Consider the following 17,279-nt stretch of genomic DNA (forward strand, 5'->3'; position numbering starts at 1 on the left):
AATTACTGCCCTATAGTATAGCACTTCGTTCAGCCTCCTGACGATAGCCAAAGTTTCTATTTCAACTATACTGTTATGTTTAGATTTGCTTTTCTACTATTAACGGCACTGTTTCTTATCAGCTGCAAGGGAAAACAACCAAAGAAGAGAAAAACTTCGGATGTATCCACCTGTGCTAGTACTACAACTTCCGATAGAGAATGGTATTATTCAGGAAAAAAAGCTCCTCTATTTAAAGGCTTAGCGGGTATTGATTTCAAAATATCAACCACAAACGAAGAAGCACAACAATATTTCAACCAAGGAATGATGTTATGCTATGGTTTTAATCATGCGGAAGCAGCAAGGTCTTTTTTTGAAGCCATGCGACTAGATTCAACTTGCGCTATGGCCCATTGGGGCTTTGCTTATGCACTAGGGCCTAACTACAATGCAGGAATGGAAAACGACAACTATCAACTAGCTAACGATGCTGTCATAAAAGCTAAATCTCTTTCCATGGGTGGTACCCCACTAGAAATAGAACTTATCAAAGCACTAAGCTATCGGTATCAATCTAGTCCACCAGCCGACCGATCACCATTAAATATTGCTTACGCCAACGCAATGAAAAAAGTGTATGAGAAATTTCCTGCACATCCGGATATCGGTGCTTTATACGCTGATGCTTTAATGAACTTACACCCTTGGGATCTTTACGACAATACAACAAAACAGTCTAAAGAATGGACTCCCGAATTGGTTGGCGTTTTAGAACAGCTTATGAAATCCAATCCAAAGCACCCTGGCGCACATCATTTCTACATACATGCGGTGGAAGCATCATCTGCTCCCCAACGCGCCCTCAATAGTGCAAAGCTCTTAGATACTTTAGTGCCGGGAGCAGGCCATCTACTACATATGCCCTCCCATATTTACATTAACACGGGTGACTACCATCTCGCGACACAATCAAACCTGCGTGCCATAGCTGTTGACAGTGCTTATACAATCGCATGCTATGCGCATGGAATATACCCTTTAGCTTATTATCCACACAACTACCATTTCCTTGCTGCCACAGCTGCCCTAGAGGGCAATTCATCGCTATCATTCTATGCTGCTGAAAGGCTACAACAACATCTGGCACGCGATCTGATGGAACAGCCCGAATGGAGCACCCTACAGCATTATTACACGATACCTTACTACATAGCTGTTAAATTCGGTATGTGGGATAAAATTCTATCTTTTCCTGCTCCGCCAAGAAACATGCCTTATCCGAACGCAATCTGGCATTATGCTAAAGGGCTGGCTTACATTGGGAAAAAAGAGATTAACAACGCTCAAAAAGAAGCCGAAAAACTGGAAGAATTATCCAGAGACAGCAGCCTCTCCCAACTCACGGTCTGGAATATAAATACAATGGCTGATTTGGTACAGATAGCAAATAAAGTACTTGCTGCTGCAATAAATGTTAAAAATAACGATCTCGATAAATCGATACAACTACTTCAAGAAGCTGTTACTATAGAGGATAAACTAAACTATAACGAACCACCGGATTGGTTTTTCTCTGTAAGGCATCATTTAGGAGCAGTACTACTACGATCTAAAAACTACGAAAAAGCAGCACATATATATGTAGAAGACTTAAAAAAATGGAAGAAAAATGGCTGGGCATTATTGGGACTACATGAGGCATTACTAAAGCAAAAAAAAATCAGCGACGCAAAAAAAATTATGATCGCATTCAATGAAGCCTGGAAATACGCAGACACCAAGATCCAGTCTTCCTCAGCGATTTTCTATTAACACCAAGCTGACTAGGGATGTAATGCTATAGGAGCAGTTGTGATGTCTGTGAGAAATTACGTATTTTTCATTTATAAAAAATCCAAATAACTGAACTTGACTTCTAAAGTCTGAATTTAATAAAAATGAAGACCAAAATCGCGACGAAAGGAAACGAATATCTCCCGGTAGCATGGGAATATCGTGAAATTATTGAAGAGCAGATCCTCAAAAAAACAGGGGTAAAATATTCTATTTTGAGGATGATAACACAGTCGGTGAAGCGCAGGGAACCGTACTCCAAATGACCGAAGAAAAAAACAAAGGCGTCTTCATAATCATGGATAACGATTATCGGATAAGAATAGACCGTATCATAACACTATTTGGGAAAATAGGGGCTGCTTATGATGAGTACAACCAATATGCAAATTCCTGTATGGATTGTACGGGAGGTTATACGAAAGAAGAACTTGAAAACATCTAAATATTCAATGGTACGCACCTACGATCTTACAATCAAGCATAAAAAAGCCTCAAAATTTTCACTTTGAGGCTTTTTTATGCTTATGTCTTAAGCGATTACTTCGCGTACGAAACAGAACGTGTCTCCCGGATTACAGTGACTTTGATCTGACCTGGATAAGTCATCTCTGTCTGAATACGGTTCGATATATCTGCGGCTAATATCTCTGACTGTGCATCAGATATTTTTTCACTCTCTACGACAACACGAAGCTCACGTCCCGCCTGAATCGCAAATGTCTTCTCTACCCCTGGGTAAGATAATGCCAATGCTTCCAATTCTTTCAAACGCTTGATGTAACTTTCAACTACTTCACGACGAGCACCTGGACGAGCTCCAGATATCGCATCACAAGCCTGAACGATAGGTGAGATCATCGCTGTCATTTCGATTTCGTCGTGGTGAGCGCCAATCGCATTACATACATCCGGATGCTCTTTGTATTTTTCGGCCAATTGCATACCTAAAATCGCGTGTGGCAATTCAGGATTGTCATCTGGTACCTTACCGATATCATGTAATAATCCGGCACGTTTTGCATGTTTCACGTTTAAGCCTAATTCAGAAGCCATAGTAGCTGCGAAATTGGCTACTTCACGGGAGTGCTGTAATAAATTCTGTCCATAGGACGAACGGTAACGCATACGACCTACCATACGGATCAATTCTGGATGTAGACCATGGATACCCAGGTCGATTGCTGTACGCTCACCGATCTCTACAATCTCATCTTCGATCTGTGTACGTGTTTTTGCAACAACCTCTTCGATACGAGCAGGGTGGATACGACCATCTGTCACCAAACGATGTAACGCTAAACGAGCTATCTCACGACGCACAGGATCAAACCCAGATAAGATAATAGCTTCTGGTGTGTCGTCTACAATAATTTCTACGCCAGTCGCCGCTTCCAAAGCCCGGATATTACGCCCTTCACGTCCGATAATACGTCCTTTTACCTCATCGTTTTCAATATTGAAGATAGAAACCGTATTTTCTATAGCAGACTCCGTAGCTGTACGTTGGATAGTTTGGATAACCACTTTCTTAGCCTCCTTTGAAGCTGTCAATTTAGCCTCATCAACGATATCCTTGATTTGAATCATCGCTTGTGAACGGGCCTCTTCTTTCAGAGAAGATACCAATTGCTCACGCGCCTCTTCGGCAGTAAGTCCTGCTATAGTCTCTAATTGTTGGATATGTTGGTTTTTCAACGCTTCAACCTCTTCACGTTTCTTTTCGTTCAATTCGGTCAACTGATCCAACTTCTTGCTCTTATTATCAAGTTCTTGTTTTTCACGATTGATGCTCTCCAACTTTTGGTTAAGAGATTGTTCCTTTTGACGGATAGAATTTTCCTTTTGGCTTATCGTGTTATTACGTTGATTGACCTCTTTTTCATGCTCTGCTTTCAGTTGAAGAAACTTCTCTTTAGCCTCCAATTGTCGTTGCTTTTTGGTATGCTCTGCTTGCTTTTCCGCTTCCTTCAAAATACTTTCCGCCTTTTCACTAGCATCCTTCTCTTGCTTCTTAAACAGCAATTGCAATAAAAACCTCCCTATTGCAACACCAATTAAGAGCGATATTATAATTGAAATTGTTATAGATAACTCCATTTTATTTAGTATATATTATTTAGTTTTTTTTTTAAAAAAAAACCGCAATTAAATTAACAGGTATCATGTATTATTAAACTTCGATTACACATGATTTGAGCGTATGATCATGACCTAGATGGCAAATATGCAAAATGGCCTACATCTTTTTAGTGCTCGTGATATTGAAGCGTTAAGTTTAAAATAGTGACAACCCGAATTTAATTGCGGCAAATTCGTTGTTAAAGCTCTATATATAAGAACGAAAACTTATTTTTTAAAGAAATCTGTCAAAATCGTATCCAATTCATGAACGGACTGCTCCAGTCCAAGATCTTGATGCTGTGCGCTACGCTCGGCTTTGATCATTCCAGTAGCGTATTGTAATACACACATAGACAACAAGTCCTGTTTATCACGAACGGAATAGTTTTCCTGCAATTCCTTCATTTTTTCATTTATCAATTTCGCTGCGTGACGTATCACCTCTTCCTCTTCTATCCCAACACGTAAAGGATACACACGATCACCGATATTTATTTTTATGGAAATCTCTCCCATTTTTATGAGCTTTATAATGTATTAAACCAAATTGACTTCACCCTTATTTAGTTATTTCAACAGGTTTATACATCTGTCTATTTCTCGCACAAAATCGTTAATTTTTTGTTTTGTGTCAAGTATTTTTTCATTTATAGCACTTTTATCTATATCCGCCTCTTCTAAGGATTTGGCTACAGCCATTGCCTTGATCTTTTCTTCAAGCTGATTTACCTTTCCTGAACTGGTCTCAAATGCAACCTGTACCGACTGCAACTCCAGTTTTAAAAGATCATTTTCTTCTTGTAAAGCTTCACACAATTGAACTAAATTCTTCGTTTTCTCAACGATAAGATTCATTTGTGTCGATAATGATGCCATATAATAATTCGCAATTAAATTAAATAAACTAGCGCACTACAGCACCAGTCTCTTTCTCAAAGTTAATAATTAATTTTTGAATAATGCTATCAATTTGTTTATCATTTAGCGTTTTTTCTTCGTCCTGAATCGTAAAACTCAAAGCATAAGACTTTTTACCTTCCGGCAATTTATCTCCTTTATACACATCAAAAATGCTAACGCCTTTTAAAAGCTTACGTTCAGACTTCAATGCGATGTTTTTTAACTGCTCAAATGTGATCGAATCATCCAACAATAATGCTAAATCACGACGTACAGCAGGGTATTTAGAAACCTCTTTAAACTTGATTTCATTCTTCCGAATCGATCGAATGACCAAATCCCAATCAAAATCAGCGTAATATACCTGTCCATCAACATCCGCCTTTTTTAACGCTTCAGCAGCAACAGCACCAAAAGAAACCAACACTTTTTGTCCCTTCATATAATCTAGACCATAGGCCAGATCTGCGTTTGCAGTTTCCACAACTTGGAGACCTTCAACTTTCAAACGCTTCACAATCATATCGACAGCAGCTTTAAGGTTATAGAAGTTTACTGTGCCATTCGATGCATTCCACTGCTCTTTTGATTTATTTCCTACCACACCAAGTACAAGGCGCTGACGTTCGCTATAGCCTTCTTCCAACAGGTGGTATGTCTTACCGTATTCAAAAAATTTAAGATCGCTAGACTTACGTTTTTGATTATAAGACATAGCTGTCAACATGGAGTAAACCAGATTTTGACGCATCGTATCTAAATCCGAACTCAAGGGATTTAACAAACGAACAGCTGTAGACTCATCATCTACGTAAGCTAATTTCGTTAACGAATTTGAAAGGATCTCTCTATAACCGTTACCGATCAATAAATCAGCTACTTGGTTTAATACGACTTCCTTATCTGGCTTCTCCTGTGTATTAAGTGAAGCTAGAATCTGACTCTTTAACTCGATATTATTGTAACCATAAATACGTAAAACCTCCTCGGTAACATCTACTTCACGCGTTACATCCACCTTATAAGCGGGAACTTCAACCGAAAAGACAGCATCTTTTTCGGAAGTAATCGCAATCCCTAAAGCAAGGATAATTTCCTTGATCTCTTGAACCGGAATCTCTTTACCAATCAAACGTTGTACACTTTTACAGTCTACATCAAACGTAAATGGAGAAACCGGATTCGGATAATGATCTGTAACAGCAGAAGAAATAGTTCCCCCTGCGATCTCTTGGATCAAAAGTGCAGCTCTTTTTAATGCAAAAACAGTAATATTAGGATCTGTCCCCCGCTCAAAACGGAATGAGGAATCTGTTTTTAAACCATGACGCTTAGCAGTCTTACGAACATAAACGGAATTAAAATATGCGGACTCTAGAAAGATATCCGTCGTACTTTCAGAAACACCTGAATATTCTCCACCAAAAACTCCTGCGATACACATAGGCTTGGTATCATCGGCTATAACTAAATCTTCTGAAGACAATTTACGTTCAACGCCATCCAGTGTTTTAAAAAGCTCACCCTCGTTGGCTAGACGTACGACGACTTTATCCCCTGCTATCTTAGCTGCATCAAAGGCATGCAAAGGCTGTCCTAAGTCATGCAAGACATAATTTGTGATATCGACTATATTATTAATTGAGCGGATACCTATTGTATTTAACTTCTCTTTCAACCAATCGGGAGAGTCCCCTACCTTAACGCCAGAAATGTGTACTCCGGAATATCTTGGGCAAGCTTCGGTGCTTTTCACCTCTACTGCCGCAGCGCTCGCTCCTGTAGGTTCGGCGAATCCTTCGACATTCGGTAATATGTACGTACTGCGAAAATAAGCGGCCAAATCGCGTGCTACCCCCAAGTGAGATGCTGCATCTGCACGATTCGGTGTCAATCCGATCTCGAAACAGAAATCATCTTCCATTTGGTAAAACTCTTTGACCAGCGAACCCACTTTTGCATCAGCAGGCAACTCTACGATTCCTGCATGTGAGCTACCTAGTCCTATTTCGTCCTCACCGCACAACATTCCCTCGGAAACTTCTCCGCGGATTTTGGACTTTGTAATCTTAAACGGCTCCCCAACAGTTGGGTGACAAGTCGTTCCCACCGTCGCGACGATCACTTTGAGACCAGCGCGACAGTTTGGCGCACCACATACAATATCCAATGGTGTACCTGTACCAACATCCACCTTCGTAACACGTAATTTATCTGCATTGGGATGTTGCTCGGCCGAAATCACCTCTCCTACCACTAATCCTTCTAATCCACCAGGAATAGACTGTACTTTTTCAACAGCCTCTACTTCTAGACCTATGTCGGTCAGAATCAAGGACAATTCATTCGGAGTCTTTTCTATATCGAGGTAATTCTTAAGCCAATTGTAAGAAATATTCATTATTAAATAGTTTTTAAGAGATACAAAGATAGGCTTTTGAGCAGAAAATAAAGCACTTTTTGCTAGTTGCTTATTTAAAATATTCCGTAACTTTGTAACTTAAGTTGAAGAACGTTCAAAACCCACACATTATATAATGATTCATTTCTTTGAGAACCCATCGAATACTATCTATAGTGTTCAAAGCGTAAACTCTTTATCACAAGAAGACATTACTAAACTAAACTGGCTATTCGGCGATGCTAAAAAGCTAGAAGAACAAACCTTAAGCCGCTACTTTGTTGGCCCGCGCGCAGCTATGGTCACTCCATGGAGTACCAATGCCGTAGAGATCACACAGAATATGGGCATTGAAGGAATTATCCGTATCGAGGAATTTCAACCTGTACCGGCTGACTTCAATGACTTCGACCCGATGATCTCTCAAAAGTTTGAAGCCTTGACACAAGATATGTATACCATACATATCAATCCAGAGCCTATTATAGACATAGACGATATTGATGCCTATAATAAGACAGAAGGTCTTGCTCTAAATCAAGAAGAAGTAACGTATTTAAATAAACTATCCGACAAATTAGGCCGCAAGCTGACAGACTCTGAAGTTTTTGCTTTTTCACAGGCGAACTCAGAGCATTGTCGTCACAAAATTTTCAACGGGACTTTCATTATTGATGGTGAAGAACAACCTACCTCATTATTTAAGTTAATCAAGAAGACATCCGAAACAAATCCAAATCAGATAGTATCGGCGTACAAAGACAACGTAGCCTTTGTTAAAGGACCTAGAGTAACGCAGTTTGCACCTAAATCGGCAGACAAACCTGATTTTTACGAGGAGAAAGAGTTCGACTCAGTACTATCGGTCAAAGCTGAAACACACAATTTCCCAACAACTGTTGAACCGTTTTCAGGCGCTGCTACAGGTTCTGGTGGAGAGATCCGTGATAGACTGGCTGGTGGTCAAGGTGCCATCCCTTTAGCGGGTACAGCTATATATATGACTGCTTATTCCAGATTAGAACAAAATAAGCTCAACCTTCAGTCTGGCACCATCACAGAACCGTCAAAGGACCAAAACAACAACCGTCCTTGGGAAAATGGGATGCAGGAGCGGCCGTGGTTGTACCAAACACCGATGGATATCCTGATCAAAGCATCCAACGGTGCTTCAGATTTCGGTAATAAATTTGGACAGCCACTAATCACCGGATCGGTATTAACCTTCGAGCATGAAGAAGAAGGCCGTAAACTAGGCTATGACAAAGTCATTATGCAAGCTGGTGGTGTGGGTTATGGAAAATTAAACCAAGCAAAGAAACATATACCTCAAACGGGGGATAAAATCGTTATCCTAGGAGGCGAAAATTACCGTATCGGAATGGGCGGAGCTGCTGTCTCTTCAGCAGACACAGGTGCTTTTGGTTCAGGCATAGAATTGAATGCCATACAACGCTCAAACCCAGAAATGCAAAAAAGGGCGGCCAATGCGGTACGCGGCATGGTCGAGTCCGACAACAACCCGATCGTCTCTATCCACGATCACGGTGCAGGTGGTCACTTAAACTGTCTATCAGAACTGGTTGAAGAGACTGGAGGCTTGATTGATCTGGATAAACTTCCAGTAGGTGACCCTACCCTTTCTGCTAAAGAAATAATCGGTAATGAATCGCAAGAACGTATGGGCTTAGTCATTGCTGAAAAAGATATCGACATCTTAAAGCGTGTTGCTGATCGTGAGCGGTCTCCAATGTATGCTGTAGGAGATGTCACTGGTGACAACCGCTTTACATTCGAATCAAAGACGACAGGTGCTAAACCGATGGATTATGCCTTAGAAGATTTCTTCGGATCATCTCCTAAAACGATCATGCGGGATAATACCATTACGCGCACATATACCGATCTTTCCTATACAACACAAGATATACCTAAATACGTGAACCAAGTATTACAATTGGAATCTGTCGCTTCCAAAGACTGGTTGACTAACAAAGTAGATCGTTGTGTAGGTGGTCGTGTCGCTAAACAACAATGTACAGGTCCTCTACAACTGCCATTAAACAACGTGGGCGTAATGGCATTGGATTATAAAGGTAAAGAAGGTATTGCGACCACGGTAGGACACTCTCCAGTAGCAGCGCTTATCGACCCAGCTGCAGCCAGTAAAACAGCTATCGGCGAAGCTCTTTCCAACATTGTATTCGCTCCGATCATCAATGGTATTGAGGGTATTTCGCTGTCGGCGAACTGGATGTGGGCTTGTAATAATGAAGGAGAAGATGCTAGACTTTACAAAGCTGTCAAGGCATGTTCTGATTTTGCAATTGAATTAGGTATTAACATCCCTACGGGTAAGGATTCGCTATCAATGAAGCAAAAGTATCCTAACGGTGATAATGTAATCGCCCCTGGAACTGTGATTATCTCCGCTGCTGGAAACTGTACAGATATCAACAAGGTAGTTGAACCTGTTTTGAAAAAGAACAGCGGTTCTATCTACTATATTAATTTATCAAAAGATGCATTCAAACTCGGCGGTTCTTCTTTTGCACAGATTCTGAATAAAGTAGGAACAGAAGCCCCTACGATCCAAGATGCTGCTTATTTCAAAACGGCATTCAATACGATACAACAATTGATCAATGCAGGTCAGGTTGAGGCTGGTCATGATATTGGTTCTGGTGGTTTAGTGACTACATTGCTTGAAATGACATTCGCGGATGTAAATCTAGCAGCTAACTATGATCTATCCGACTTAGGCGAAGCTGATACGGTGAAAACTTTGTTCAGCGAAAATATTGCAGTGGTTTTGCAAGCAAAAGATAATACTACGCTAGAAACAGCTTTCAGTACGGCAGGCATTCAAGTTGTGAAAATTGGTGAGGTCATCGAAGGCAATACTGTCAGTTTAAAAAACAACACGGATGTATTTACATTCGATGTAGCCGAAACACGCGACACTTGGTACAAGACATCTTTCCTGTTAGATCAAAAACAGTCGAAAAACGGCATGGCGCAAGAGCGTTACAATAATTACAAAAAACAACCGTTAAATTTTGTCTTCCCGACACATTTCGATGGTAAAAAACCAGCTTTCACCACTTCTGGATCACGTCCTAAGGCTGCCATCCTTCGTGAAAAAGGATCTAACTCAGAAAGAGAAATGGCTAACGCTATGTATCTTGCTGGATTTGATGTTAAAGACGTGCACATGACAGATTTAATAACTGGACGTGAGACATTGGAAGACATTCAATTCATAGGAGCTGTTGGTGGATTCTCTAACTCAGATGTATTAGGGTCGGCCAAAGGTTGGGCTGGAGCTTTCTTGTACAACGAGAAAGCAAAAAAAGCATTGGATAACTTCTTCGCTCGTCCTGACACCATGTCTGTCGGGATATGTAACGGATGTCAATTGTTTATGGAACTGGAGTTAATCAACCCTGAACATGAAGTACATGGCAAAATGCTCCACAATACATCTGGAAAACACGAATCAAACTTTGTCTCGGTTAAGGTGCAAGAGAACAACTCCATCATGCTAAAAACCCTTGCCGGATCTACATTAGGTGTTTGGATCTCGCACGGAGAAGGTAAATTCAATCTACCTAATGAGGAGTCTGCTTACCAGATCGTTGCTAAATATGCATACGAACAATACCCGCATAATCCAAATGGATCAGACTATAATACAGCGATGTTATGTGACACCACAGGTCGTCATCTAGTGACCATGCCACATATCGAACGTTCGACATTCCAATGGAACTGGGCTAATTATCCAAACGGACGTCAAGACGAAGTCACACCTTGGTTGGAGGCTTTCGTAAACGCTAAAAATTGGTGCGAAACCAATAAAAAATAATTTCAAATGGAAAAAGCTCTCCCAAAAAGGAGAGCTTTTTCCATTTTATATAGACCGACGATACCCCGGTTTATCCATCATATGATCGAGCGAAAACTTCCCTGATCCAGCCACCAAAAAAACAGCTAATAGAATCATTACAAGGATAGACAACCATAACTCTGAATTCAGAAAACTGAAACCACGAGTGATATTGACAAAAAACACCGCCCCGATCACTACCGGAATTATCAATAAAGTGGCTAATCGGGTTTGAAACCCAAAGATAACGAATAATCCTCCGACCAAATGAGTGAACACAACATAGTGCACCGCTCCCCAAATGGATAGCTGAAAATTAGTTTGTTCGATCAATCGTCTTACAGCTTCCTGATCGTTTACAAAACTTATTCCTTTGGCAAGAATAATAATCCCTAATGCGATTCTGAAATAGTCTAACCATTGTGGATGATGACGATCTCCCCAATGCTCTATTCGGTGAATTAGGTTCATAATGACCTCCTTTCTAAAATTGGTATACTATATATAACGTAATTTTAGAAAAAAAGTTGCATTCCCTGATTTATTTTGGGAAAAATATTACTAGTACTTGATAGGGTAATCCGCTATAAACTCAAACTTGTAGTTCTCTTTTTTAAGACGATCAATCAATTCAGCTAATAAATATTGCCCCTTCTTAGTCTGAAACATGTCGTCGTGCATTAATAACACGACATTATTGGGTGTCATTGAACTTTTATTGTTCATAAAATTACGTATCCTTCCATAAACCGTTTCCAATGCCTGTACCGGTACACCAGTCAGGCTGTTGATCCGCCACTCAACATCCCAACCATAAATCTTATACCCATTCGCAAACAACATATCCGCAGTACTAGCGCCACTCTGCAAATCAATCTTACGAACATCATCATATATCCAGATGTTGCGCCCTGGAAGACGAACTACTTTATGTTTTAAATTCAGATCATTCTCATTTTTGACAAAATCTTCAAAAGCAGTCTGAGGTGTGCTATAAAAATGACTGAATCTGTTGTAGGCATGGGTATAACTATGGTTATAACAAGAAACCAAAGGATTATTCTCGTATTTTGCTAAATCACGTTTACGACCTTTGCTCATATTAGCGTGTCTACCGACCAAAAAAGCGTTAACCTTAACATTCTTCGCTGTAGCAAGAGAATCAATAGCCGCACTTCCTACCAAAGGTCCGTCATCAAAAGTTAAAAACACGTGCTTAGGCATCTTATCAAATTCACGTCGCAATGAATCTTTAAGCATTCTTTTTTGCGTTTTGATATCGATAGGCTTTAGCGTATCCACTACAAACCGAATCTGATTTTTCTGTAGCGAATCCCATTTATCTAAAAGTAAAGGTTTTTTAACGGAGATAATTTCCTCCTGCTCGATGGTTTCTATCGAGTCCCTATTTACAGATCCTAAAGCAGCTGATGATAAATTTTGACAAGAAATGATCCAAACACTTAGGAGAGCAGCTCCAACCAGAAAAGCAAACCCTCTACCTATCTTCCTCATGAATATAGCAATTAACGATTACCCTAAATATTCCACAAAATTAGAACAAATATCTTAATACAAAGTATAATTTTTTGTTTTTAATGGATGTTTTAAAAAAAAGAAAAAAAGCCTCTAAATACTTTGATTTAGAGGCTTTAATAACACTTAACTACAATTAAACTATTTCCAGCACCAAGATGTTAATCATCATGTTTTTTTCGTCCGTGCTTCCTAGAATCCTTATCGTATTTCCTGTGTGATTTTTTGTAATATTTATCATCTCTACGACCACCATATCGATCATGATAATGATCCCGATGTGAGTCTCTCAATATCACCTGTGAGTGGTTATGTGCGTATCGTCCGTAGCTGCTACGATGACGACTGTGATAACGCCACGGTGAAGATTCATTCAATACTACTTTGTAGGTCCGGTACACGTCATAATGTCTATACCTAGTTGGCAACTTCGATTTCGTAATCCACCGGTTACCATGATAATACGTATATCTTCGATTACTTACATCATAATAAACATCCATTTCGGGCAAATAATAATAACGAACGTAGTCGTATCCTACCGGCCCCCACAATGGCTGACTGCCAATGTTAATACTTACACTTACCTGTGCATTGCTGGTCTGAAAAAAACTCAATCCAACAAATAATAACGATAGGTAAAAATATCTTTTCATAACATCCTCCTTGTTCTTCTTTTTTTACTTGTAACTAGGACGCACAGGTAGGACAAAAGGATTAACGGACGAACTGTTAAAAGATGTAAAATTAATACCCTTTAAAAAGCAAACCCCACTTGTAGTCCGATATGGTAAAGATCTCGTTTCGTCTCTGAACGGAACGATCCACTATTGATAACATTGGTTCTAACAATTGTAGTAGGCTGAAACTCAAAGTAAGGCCCAGCAGAAATATTCATACCATTACGAAAACGAATATTGGCACCAAGCTGCCCATTGGCAATAAAACCAGATTTCATTTTGGAAGTATAATTATCCCGTTGACCAGAATCACTATCATATAACTCAATGTCGCTGCTGTTTACGGCAAAAGAGTAGCCTGTTGAAACGGAAAAAAAGGGGCTCACTTTTTTATCGATGAAACGCGCGTTGAAGTTTACAAAAAGGGGGATTGCGAAATAATTCGAAATCGTATTTGAGGTATAACCTAATACGTTTGTATTTATATCATGATCGCTTGAAGTCTCATCCAAAGCGACCAGGTGGCGTACGCCTACCCCAGGTCCTACCGAGATAAATTGATTAAGCTTGAAACTCGCGACATAATCAAATTTTAGGCTTAAGTAATCGTCTTCAAAGGCGTCGAACCAATCATTGGAACTCCTTTGCTCTGAGTCGCCAATAACATAATTCATCCCAAAACTGAATTTGTGATCTAGTCTCTTTTGTGCAGAGACTGCAAGGCTTAATGAAAGCCCGAGTAGAATTAAAAAAAATCTCATACGAAGTAATAATTTGTGTTCCAAAAATAAGCAAAGAAAGCAAATTGTAATACATATTTTCTTACACTAATTTTTCTATCTTTGTGCAAATTTTAATTATTTCAGCAAGACTCATGGCTTTACAATGTGGTATAGTAGGCCTACCGAACGTAGGTAAATCAACATTATTCAATTGTTTGTCCAATGCGAAAGCACAAGCGGCAAACTTCCCTTTTTGTACAATCGAACCCAATGTAGGTGTCATTACGGTACCAGATGCCCGCCTTACAAAATTGGCAGAACTTGTAAATCCACAAAAGATTGTACCAAATACGATTGAAATTGTTGATATCGCAGGTTTAGTAAAAGGCGCTTCAAAAGGTGAAGGATTAGGAAATCAGTTCTTAGGAAACATTCGCACGACTAATGCGATCATACATGTATTACGTTGTTTTGATGATGGCAATGTAATCCACGTGGATGGTTCTGTAGATCCTATCCGTGATAAAGAAATCATCGATACAGAACTTCAGTTAAAAGATCTCGACACCGTTGTTAAACGCATACAAAAAGTCGAAAAGATGGCTAAAACCGGAGGTGATAAAGATGCCAAAAAAACTTTTGAGATTTTATCTATTGTAAAAGAGCATTTAGAGGCTGGTAAATCTGCACGTACCGCTGCTATCAGTGAAGAGGATTTCGAGTATATAGCAGATCTTACTTTGCTTACAGTGAAGCCTGTCCTGTATGTATGTAATGTAGACGAAGCGTCTGTAAATACAGGTAACGCTTATGTAGAACGTGTTAGAGATGCTGTGAAAGAAGAAAAAGCCGAAGTACTGGTAATCTCTGCACAGATCGAATCAGAAATAGCACAACTAGAGAGTTATGAAGAAAGACAATTGTTTTTAGATGATCTAGGTCTTGAGGAATCGGGTGTCAACAAGTTGATCCGCGCAGCGTATTCACTACTGAATTTAGCGACTTATTTTACAGCCGGTGTTCAAGAAGTGAGAGCATGGACCATTGAAAAAGGCTACACTGCCCCTCAAGCTGCTGGCGTTATCCATACCGATTTTGAAAAAGGATTCATTCGCGCAGAGGTAACGAAGTACGAGGACTTTATTCATTACGGATCAGAAGCTGCTGTAAAAGAAGCCGGAAAATTATCCGTCGAAGGAAAGACCTATATTGTAGAAGATGGTGATATCATGCACTTCCGTTTTAACGTATAATATATAGACAATAGAAAAAAAACAAAAAGAGAGCTGCCTGATCTGGTAGTTCTCTTTTTTTATGATCATATCCATCTTTCGCCGTCTTTGTATAAAATTATTCTTAAATTGTAGTCATTAAACTTACGTGGATCTATCCATGCAAATAAACTATTTTTAAATGAACATACTAGTTTTCGGGGGGAGCAATAGTTCGGATTCCATCAATAAGAAATTTGCCACATCAGTAAGCAAATACTACAAAGAAAAAGAAGACATTGTTGAAATAATTGATTTAAATGATTTTGAAATGCCGCTTTTTTCAAAAGACAAAGAAAAAGAGATTGGTCTTCCTGAGGCTGCAACACGGTTTGCAGATAAGATAGATCAAGCTGATCTATTGATTATCTCACTAGCTGAAAATAATGGCAATTATAATGTAGGTTACAAGAACCTTATAGACTGGACTTCCCGAATCAAAGGACGAAAGATATATAATGGCAAGCCTGTTTTTCTCTTAGCCACCAGCCAAGGGACACGTGGCGGAAAATCTGTTCTTGATATCGCGACAGCAAGAATGCCGTTTGATGGTGCGGAAGTCCTGGAAACATTTTCCTTACCCGAATTCAACGTAAATTTTGAAGAAGATAAAGGTGTTATAACAGCACTGCTACGCAGTCAGTTGGAAGCTAAGGTGAGGAAAACCAAACGAATGATGCTCGAAAGACTATCCAAATAACAATAAAAACCTTACCTCATCTTAATTGTTTTTAGATAGTAATAAAACACATTAAAAATTCTAAATGATATGGCAAAAAAAGTATTATTATTAGTAGGAGATTACGTTGAAGATTATGAAGCAATGGTTCCGTATCAAGCGATGGGTGCCATAGGTATCGAAGTTGATGCGATCGCTCCTGACCGAAAAAAAGGAGATACAGTACCTACGGCTGTACACGATTTTACCGGAGATCAGACTTACAAAGAGCTGAGAGGACACAATTTTACGATCAACAAAAATTTTGACCAAGTCAATCCCGACGAATATGATGGTCTATATATTGCCGGCGGTCGCTCTGCAGAATATATTCGGTTAAACAAGCGTGTCATTGAGATCGTACAGCACTTTTTTGAAAAAAATAAACCTGTAGCTGCAATATGTCACGGTATACAGGTTTTGACGACAGCTAAGGTATTGAAGGACCGTACGCTAACCGCTTATGTTGCTGTAGGTCCCGACATCGAATTGGCAGGGGGTAATTGGAAAAACATCCCAGCAGATCAATCCGTAATAGACGGTAATCTAGTGACCTCGCCGGCATGGCCCGGTCATCAAGCGATCTTACGTGATTTCTACAAACTATTGGGTATCACAATTAATTTATAGTCCTCATAGGCTCTATCGGACAGATAGAAACGAACCGAGCCGTCAACTGATGGAGCACAAAAGAATTAATTATTATATATCAAATATCCATGTCGCAGTTCTGCACAAACACGAATGACCGCGAAGCAACATGCACACTCTTTCGTTATAAAAGCGTGCATAATATATTTTGGATCCGTTAGCTGGCGGATCATGAAAGAATTATTTACATATGAAAAAAAACAAAAGGGTATGGTTTATTGCCATACCTATTATTCTTATTTTAGGTTATTTAATCTGGGACTCTTTCAGTCAAACGTCTATCAAAGATATCCCTGGTAATTTTGAAGAGGTAGCCTTCGTTCGTAACGAGCAAAATAAAGGTGGCATAGTACGCATTTATGCGGTTACGGTGGGCGACATACCAAATGCAAATTACGATGCTTGCGCAGACTTATTTCCAACCAATGATTATAATAGCGTAACTCGTATTTTTTTCTTTGACAAGCAAGCACCTTACCCCACCGAACTACAGGTAGATGCCCCCTATTATGATACGTCCAGATTTAACGCGATCAACATTGTAAAACGGTACGGCTCAAAGTAAGATTTGA

The 17,279-nt window shown here is 39.6% G+C and carries 16 protein-coding genes; 8 read left to right on the forward strand and 8 right to left on the reverse strand.

Annotated elements, in window-relative coordinates; translation table 11 throughout:
- Positions 1-75: 75 nt before the first annotated feature.
- From G7B18_RS02265 to G7B18_RS19045, 3 genes are all read left to right on the forward strand, one after another.
- Positions 76-1,794 carry a tetratricopeptide repeat protein gene (locus tag G7B18_RS02265; protein ID WP_164121989.1) on the forward strand — a complete coding sequence of 573 codons (1,719 nt, stop codon included), beginning with the start codon at positions 76-78 and terminating at the stop codon, positions 1,792-1,794.
- Between the two features lie 125 nt (positions 1,795-1,919).
- Positions 1,920-2,081 (forward strand): hypothetical protein, encoded by a 162-nt coding sequence (locus tag G7B18_RS19040; protein ID WP_240452743.1) that lies wholly within the window; start codon positions 1,920-1,922, stop codon positions 2,079-2,081.
- Positions 2,082-2,113: 32 nt separating this feature from the next.
- Entirely contained in the window at positions 2,114-2,260 is a 147-nt protein-coding gene (locus G7B18_RS19045) for a hypothetical protein (protein WP_240452744.1), read from the forward strand.
- 95 nt (positions 2,261-2,355) lie between these two features.
- On the opposite strand, the gene rny is transcribed toward G7B18_RS19045, so the two are convergent.
- From rny to pheT, 4 genes are all read right to left on the reverse strand, one after another.
- Complete coding sequence (gene rny / locus G7B18_RS02275) at positions 2,356-3,915, reverse strand: ribonuclease Y (RefSeq protein ID WP_164110515.1); 1,560 nt, start codon at positions 3,913-3,915, stop codon at positions 2,356-2,358.
- 249 nt (positions 3,916-4,164) lie between these two features.
- Positions 4,165-4,455: a cell division protein ZapA gene (locus tag G7B18_RS02280; RefSeq protein ID WP_164110517.1), complete on the reverse strand. Its 291-nt coding sequence runs from the start codon at positions 4,453-4,455 to the stop codon at positions 4,165-4,167.
- A 51-nt stretch (positions 4,456-4,506) separates the two neighbouring features.
- Positions 4,507-4,815, reverse strand: coding sequence for a hypothetical protein (locus G7B18_RS02285; protein WP_079645574.1), 309 nt, complete (start codon positions 4,813-4,815; stop codon positions 4,507-4,509).
- 28 nt (positions 4,816-4,843) lie between these two features.
- Positions 4,844-7,240, reverse strand: a complete 2,397-nt coding sequence (gene pheT, locus G7B18_RS02290; RefSeq protein WP_164121990.1) for a phenylalanine--tRNA ligase subunit beta — start codon at positions 7,238-7,240, stop codon at positions 4,844-4,846.
- A 136-nt stretch (positions 7,241-7,376) separates the two neighbouring features.
- Between pheT and purL the strand changes: the two genes are divergently transcribed.
- Positions 7,377-11,108, forward strand: coding sequence for a phosphoribosylformylglycinamidine synthase (gene purL, locus G7B18_RS02295; RefSeq protein WP_164121991.1), 3,732 nt, complete (start codon positions 7,377-7,379; stop codon positions 11,106-11,108).
- A 45-nt stretch (positions 11,109-11,153) separates the two neighbouring features.
- Here purL and G7B18_RS02300 read toward each other — a convergent pair whose 3' ends face one another.
- From G7B18_RS02300 to G7B18_RS02315, 4 genes are all read right to left on the reverse strand, one after another.
- Entirely contained in the window at positions 11,154-11,600 is a 447-nt protein-coding gene (locus G7B18_RS02300; RefSeq protein WP_164110523.1) for a DoxX family protein, read from the reverse strand.
- Between the two features lie 90 nt (positions 11,601-11,690).
- Positions 11,691-12,644 carry a polysaccharide deacetylase family protein gene (locus tag G7B18_RS02305; RefSeq protein WP_240452745.1) on the reverse strand — a complete coding sequence of 318 codons (954 nt, stop codon included), beginning with the start codon at positions 12,642-12,644 and terminating at the stop codon, positions 11,691-11,693.
- Positions 12,645-12,826: 182 nt separating this feature from the next.
- Positions 12,827-13,321: a hypothetical protein gene (locus G7B18_RS02310; RefSeq protein WP_164121992.1), complete on the reverse strand. Its 495-nt coding sequence runs from the start codon at positions 13,319-13,321 to the stop codon at positions 12,827-12,829.
- 101 nt (positions 13,322-13,422) lie between these two features.
- The gene (locus tag G7B18_RS02315) at positions 13,423-14,106 is read right to left on the reverse strand and encodes a hypothetical protein (RefSeq protein WP_164121993.1); all 684 of its coding nucleotides are present in this window, start codon (positions 14,104-14,106) and stop codon (positions 13,423-13,425) included.
- Between the two features lie 113 nt (positions 14,107-14,219).
- Here G7B18_RS02315 and ychF point away from each other — a divergent pair, with 113 nt between their 5' ends.
- From ychF to G7B18_RS02335, 4 genes are all read left to right on the forward strand, one after another.
- Positions 14,220-15,320 (forward strand): redox-regulated ATPase YchF, encoded by a 1,101-nt coding sequence (gene ychF / locus G7B18_RS02320; RefSeq protein ID WP_164110600.1) that lies wholly within the window; start codon positions 14,220-14,222, stop codon positions 15,318-15,320.
- A 160-nt stretch (positions 15,321-15,480) separates the two neighbouring features.
- Positions 15,481-16,038: an NADPH-dependent FMN reductase gene (locus tag G7B18_RS02325; protein WP_164110529.1), complete on the forward strand. Its 558-nt coding sequence runs from the start codon at positions 15,481-15,483 to the stop codon at positions 16,036-16,038.
- 69 nt (positions 16,039-16,107) lie between these two features.
- A complete protein-coding gene (locus tag G7B18_RS02330) occupies positions 16,108-16,686 on the forward strand; it encodes a DJ-1/PfpI family protein (RefSeq protein ID WP_164110531.1) in 579 nt (192 codons plus the stop codon).
- A 211-nt stretch (positions 16,687-16,897) separates the two neighbouring features.
- On the forward strand, positions 16,898-17,272 hold the full coding sequence (locus G7B18_RS02335) for a hypothetical protein (protein ID WP_164110533.1): 375 nt from the start codon (positions 16,898-16,900) through the stop codon (positions 17,270-17,272).
- Positions 17,273-17,279 lie beyond the last annotated feature (7 nt).

Origin of the sequence: Sphingobacterium sp. xlx-130 (assembly GCF_011007405.1) — a bacterium.
Lineage (GTDB): Bacteria > Bacteroidota > Bacteroidia > Sphingobacteriales > Sphingobacteriaceae > Sphingobacterium > Sphingobacterium luzhongxinii.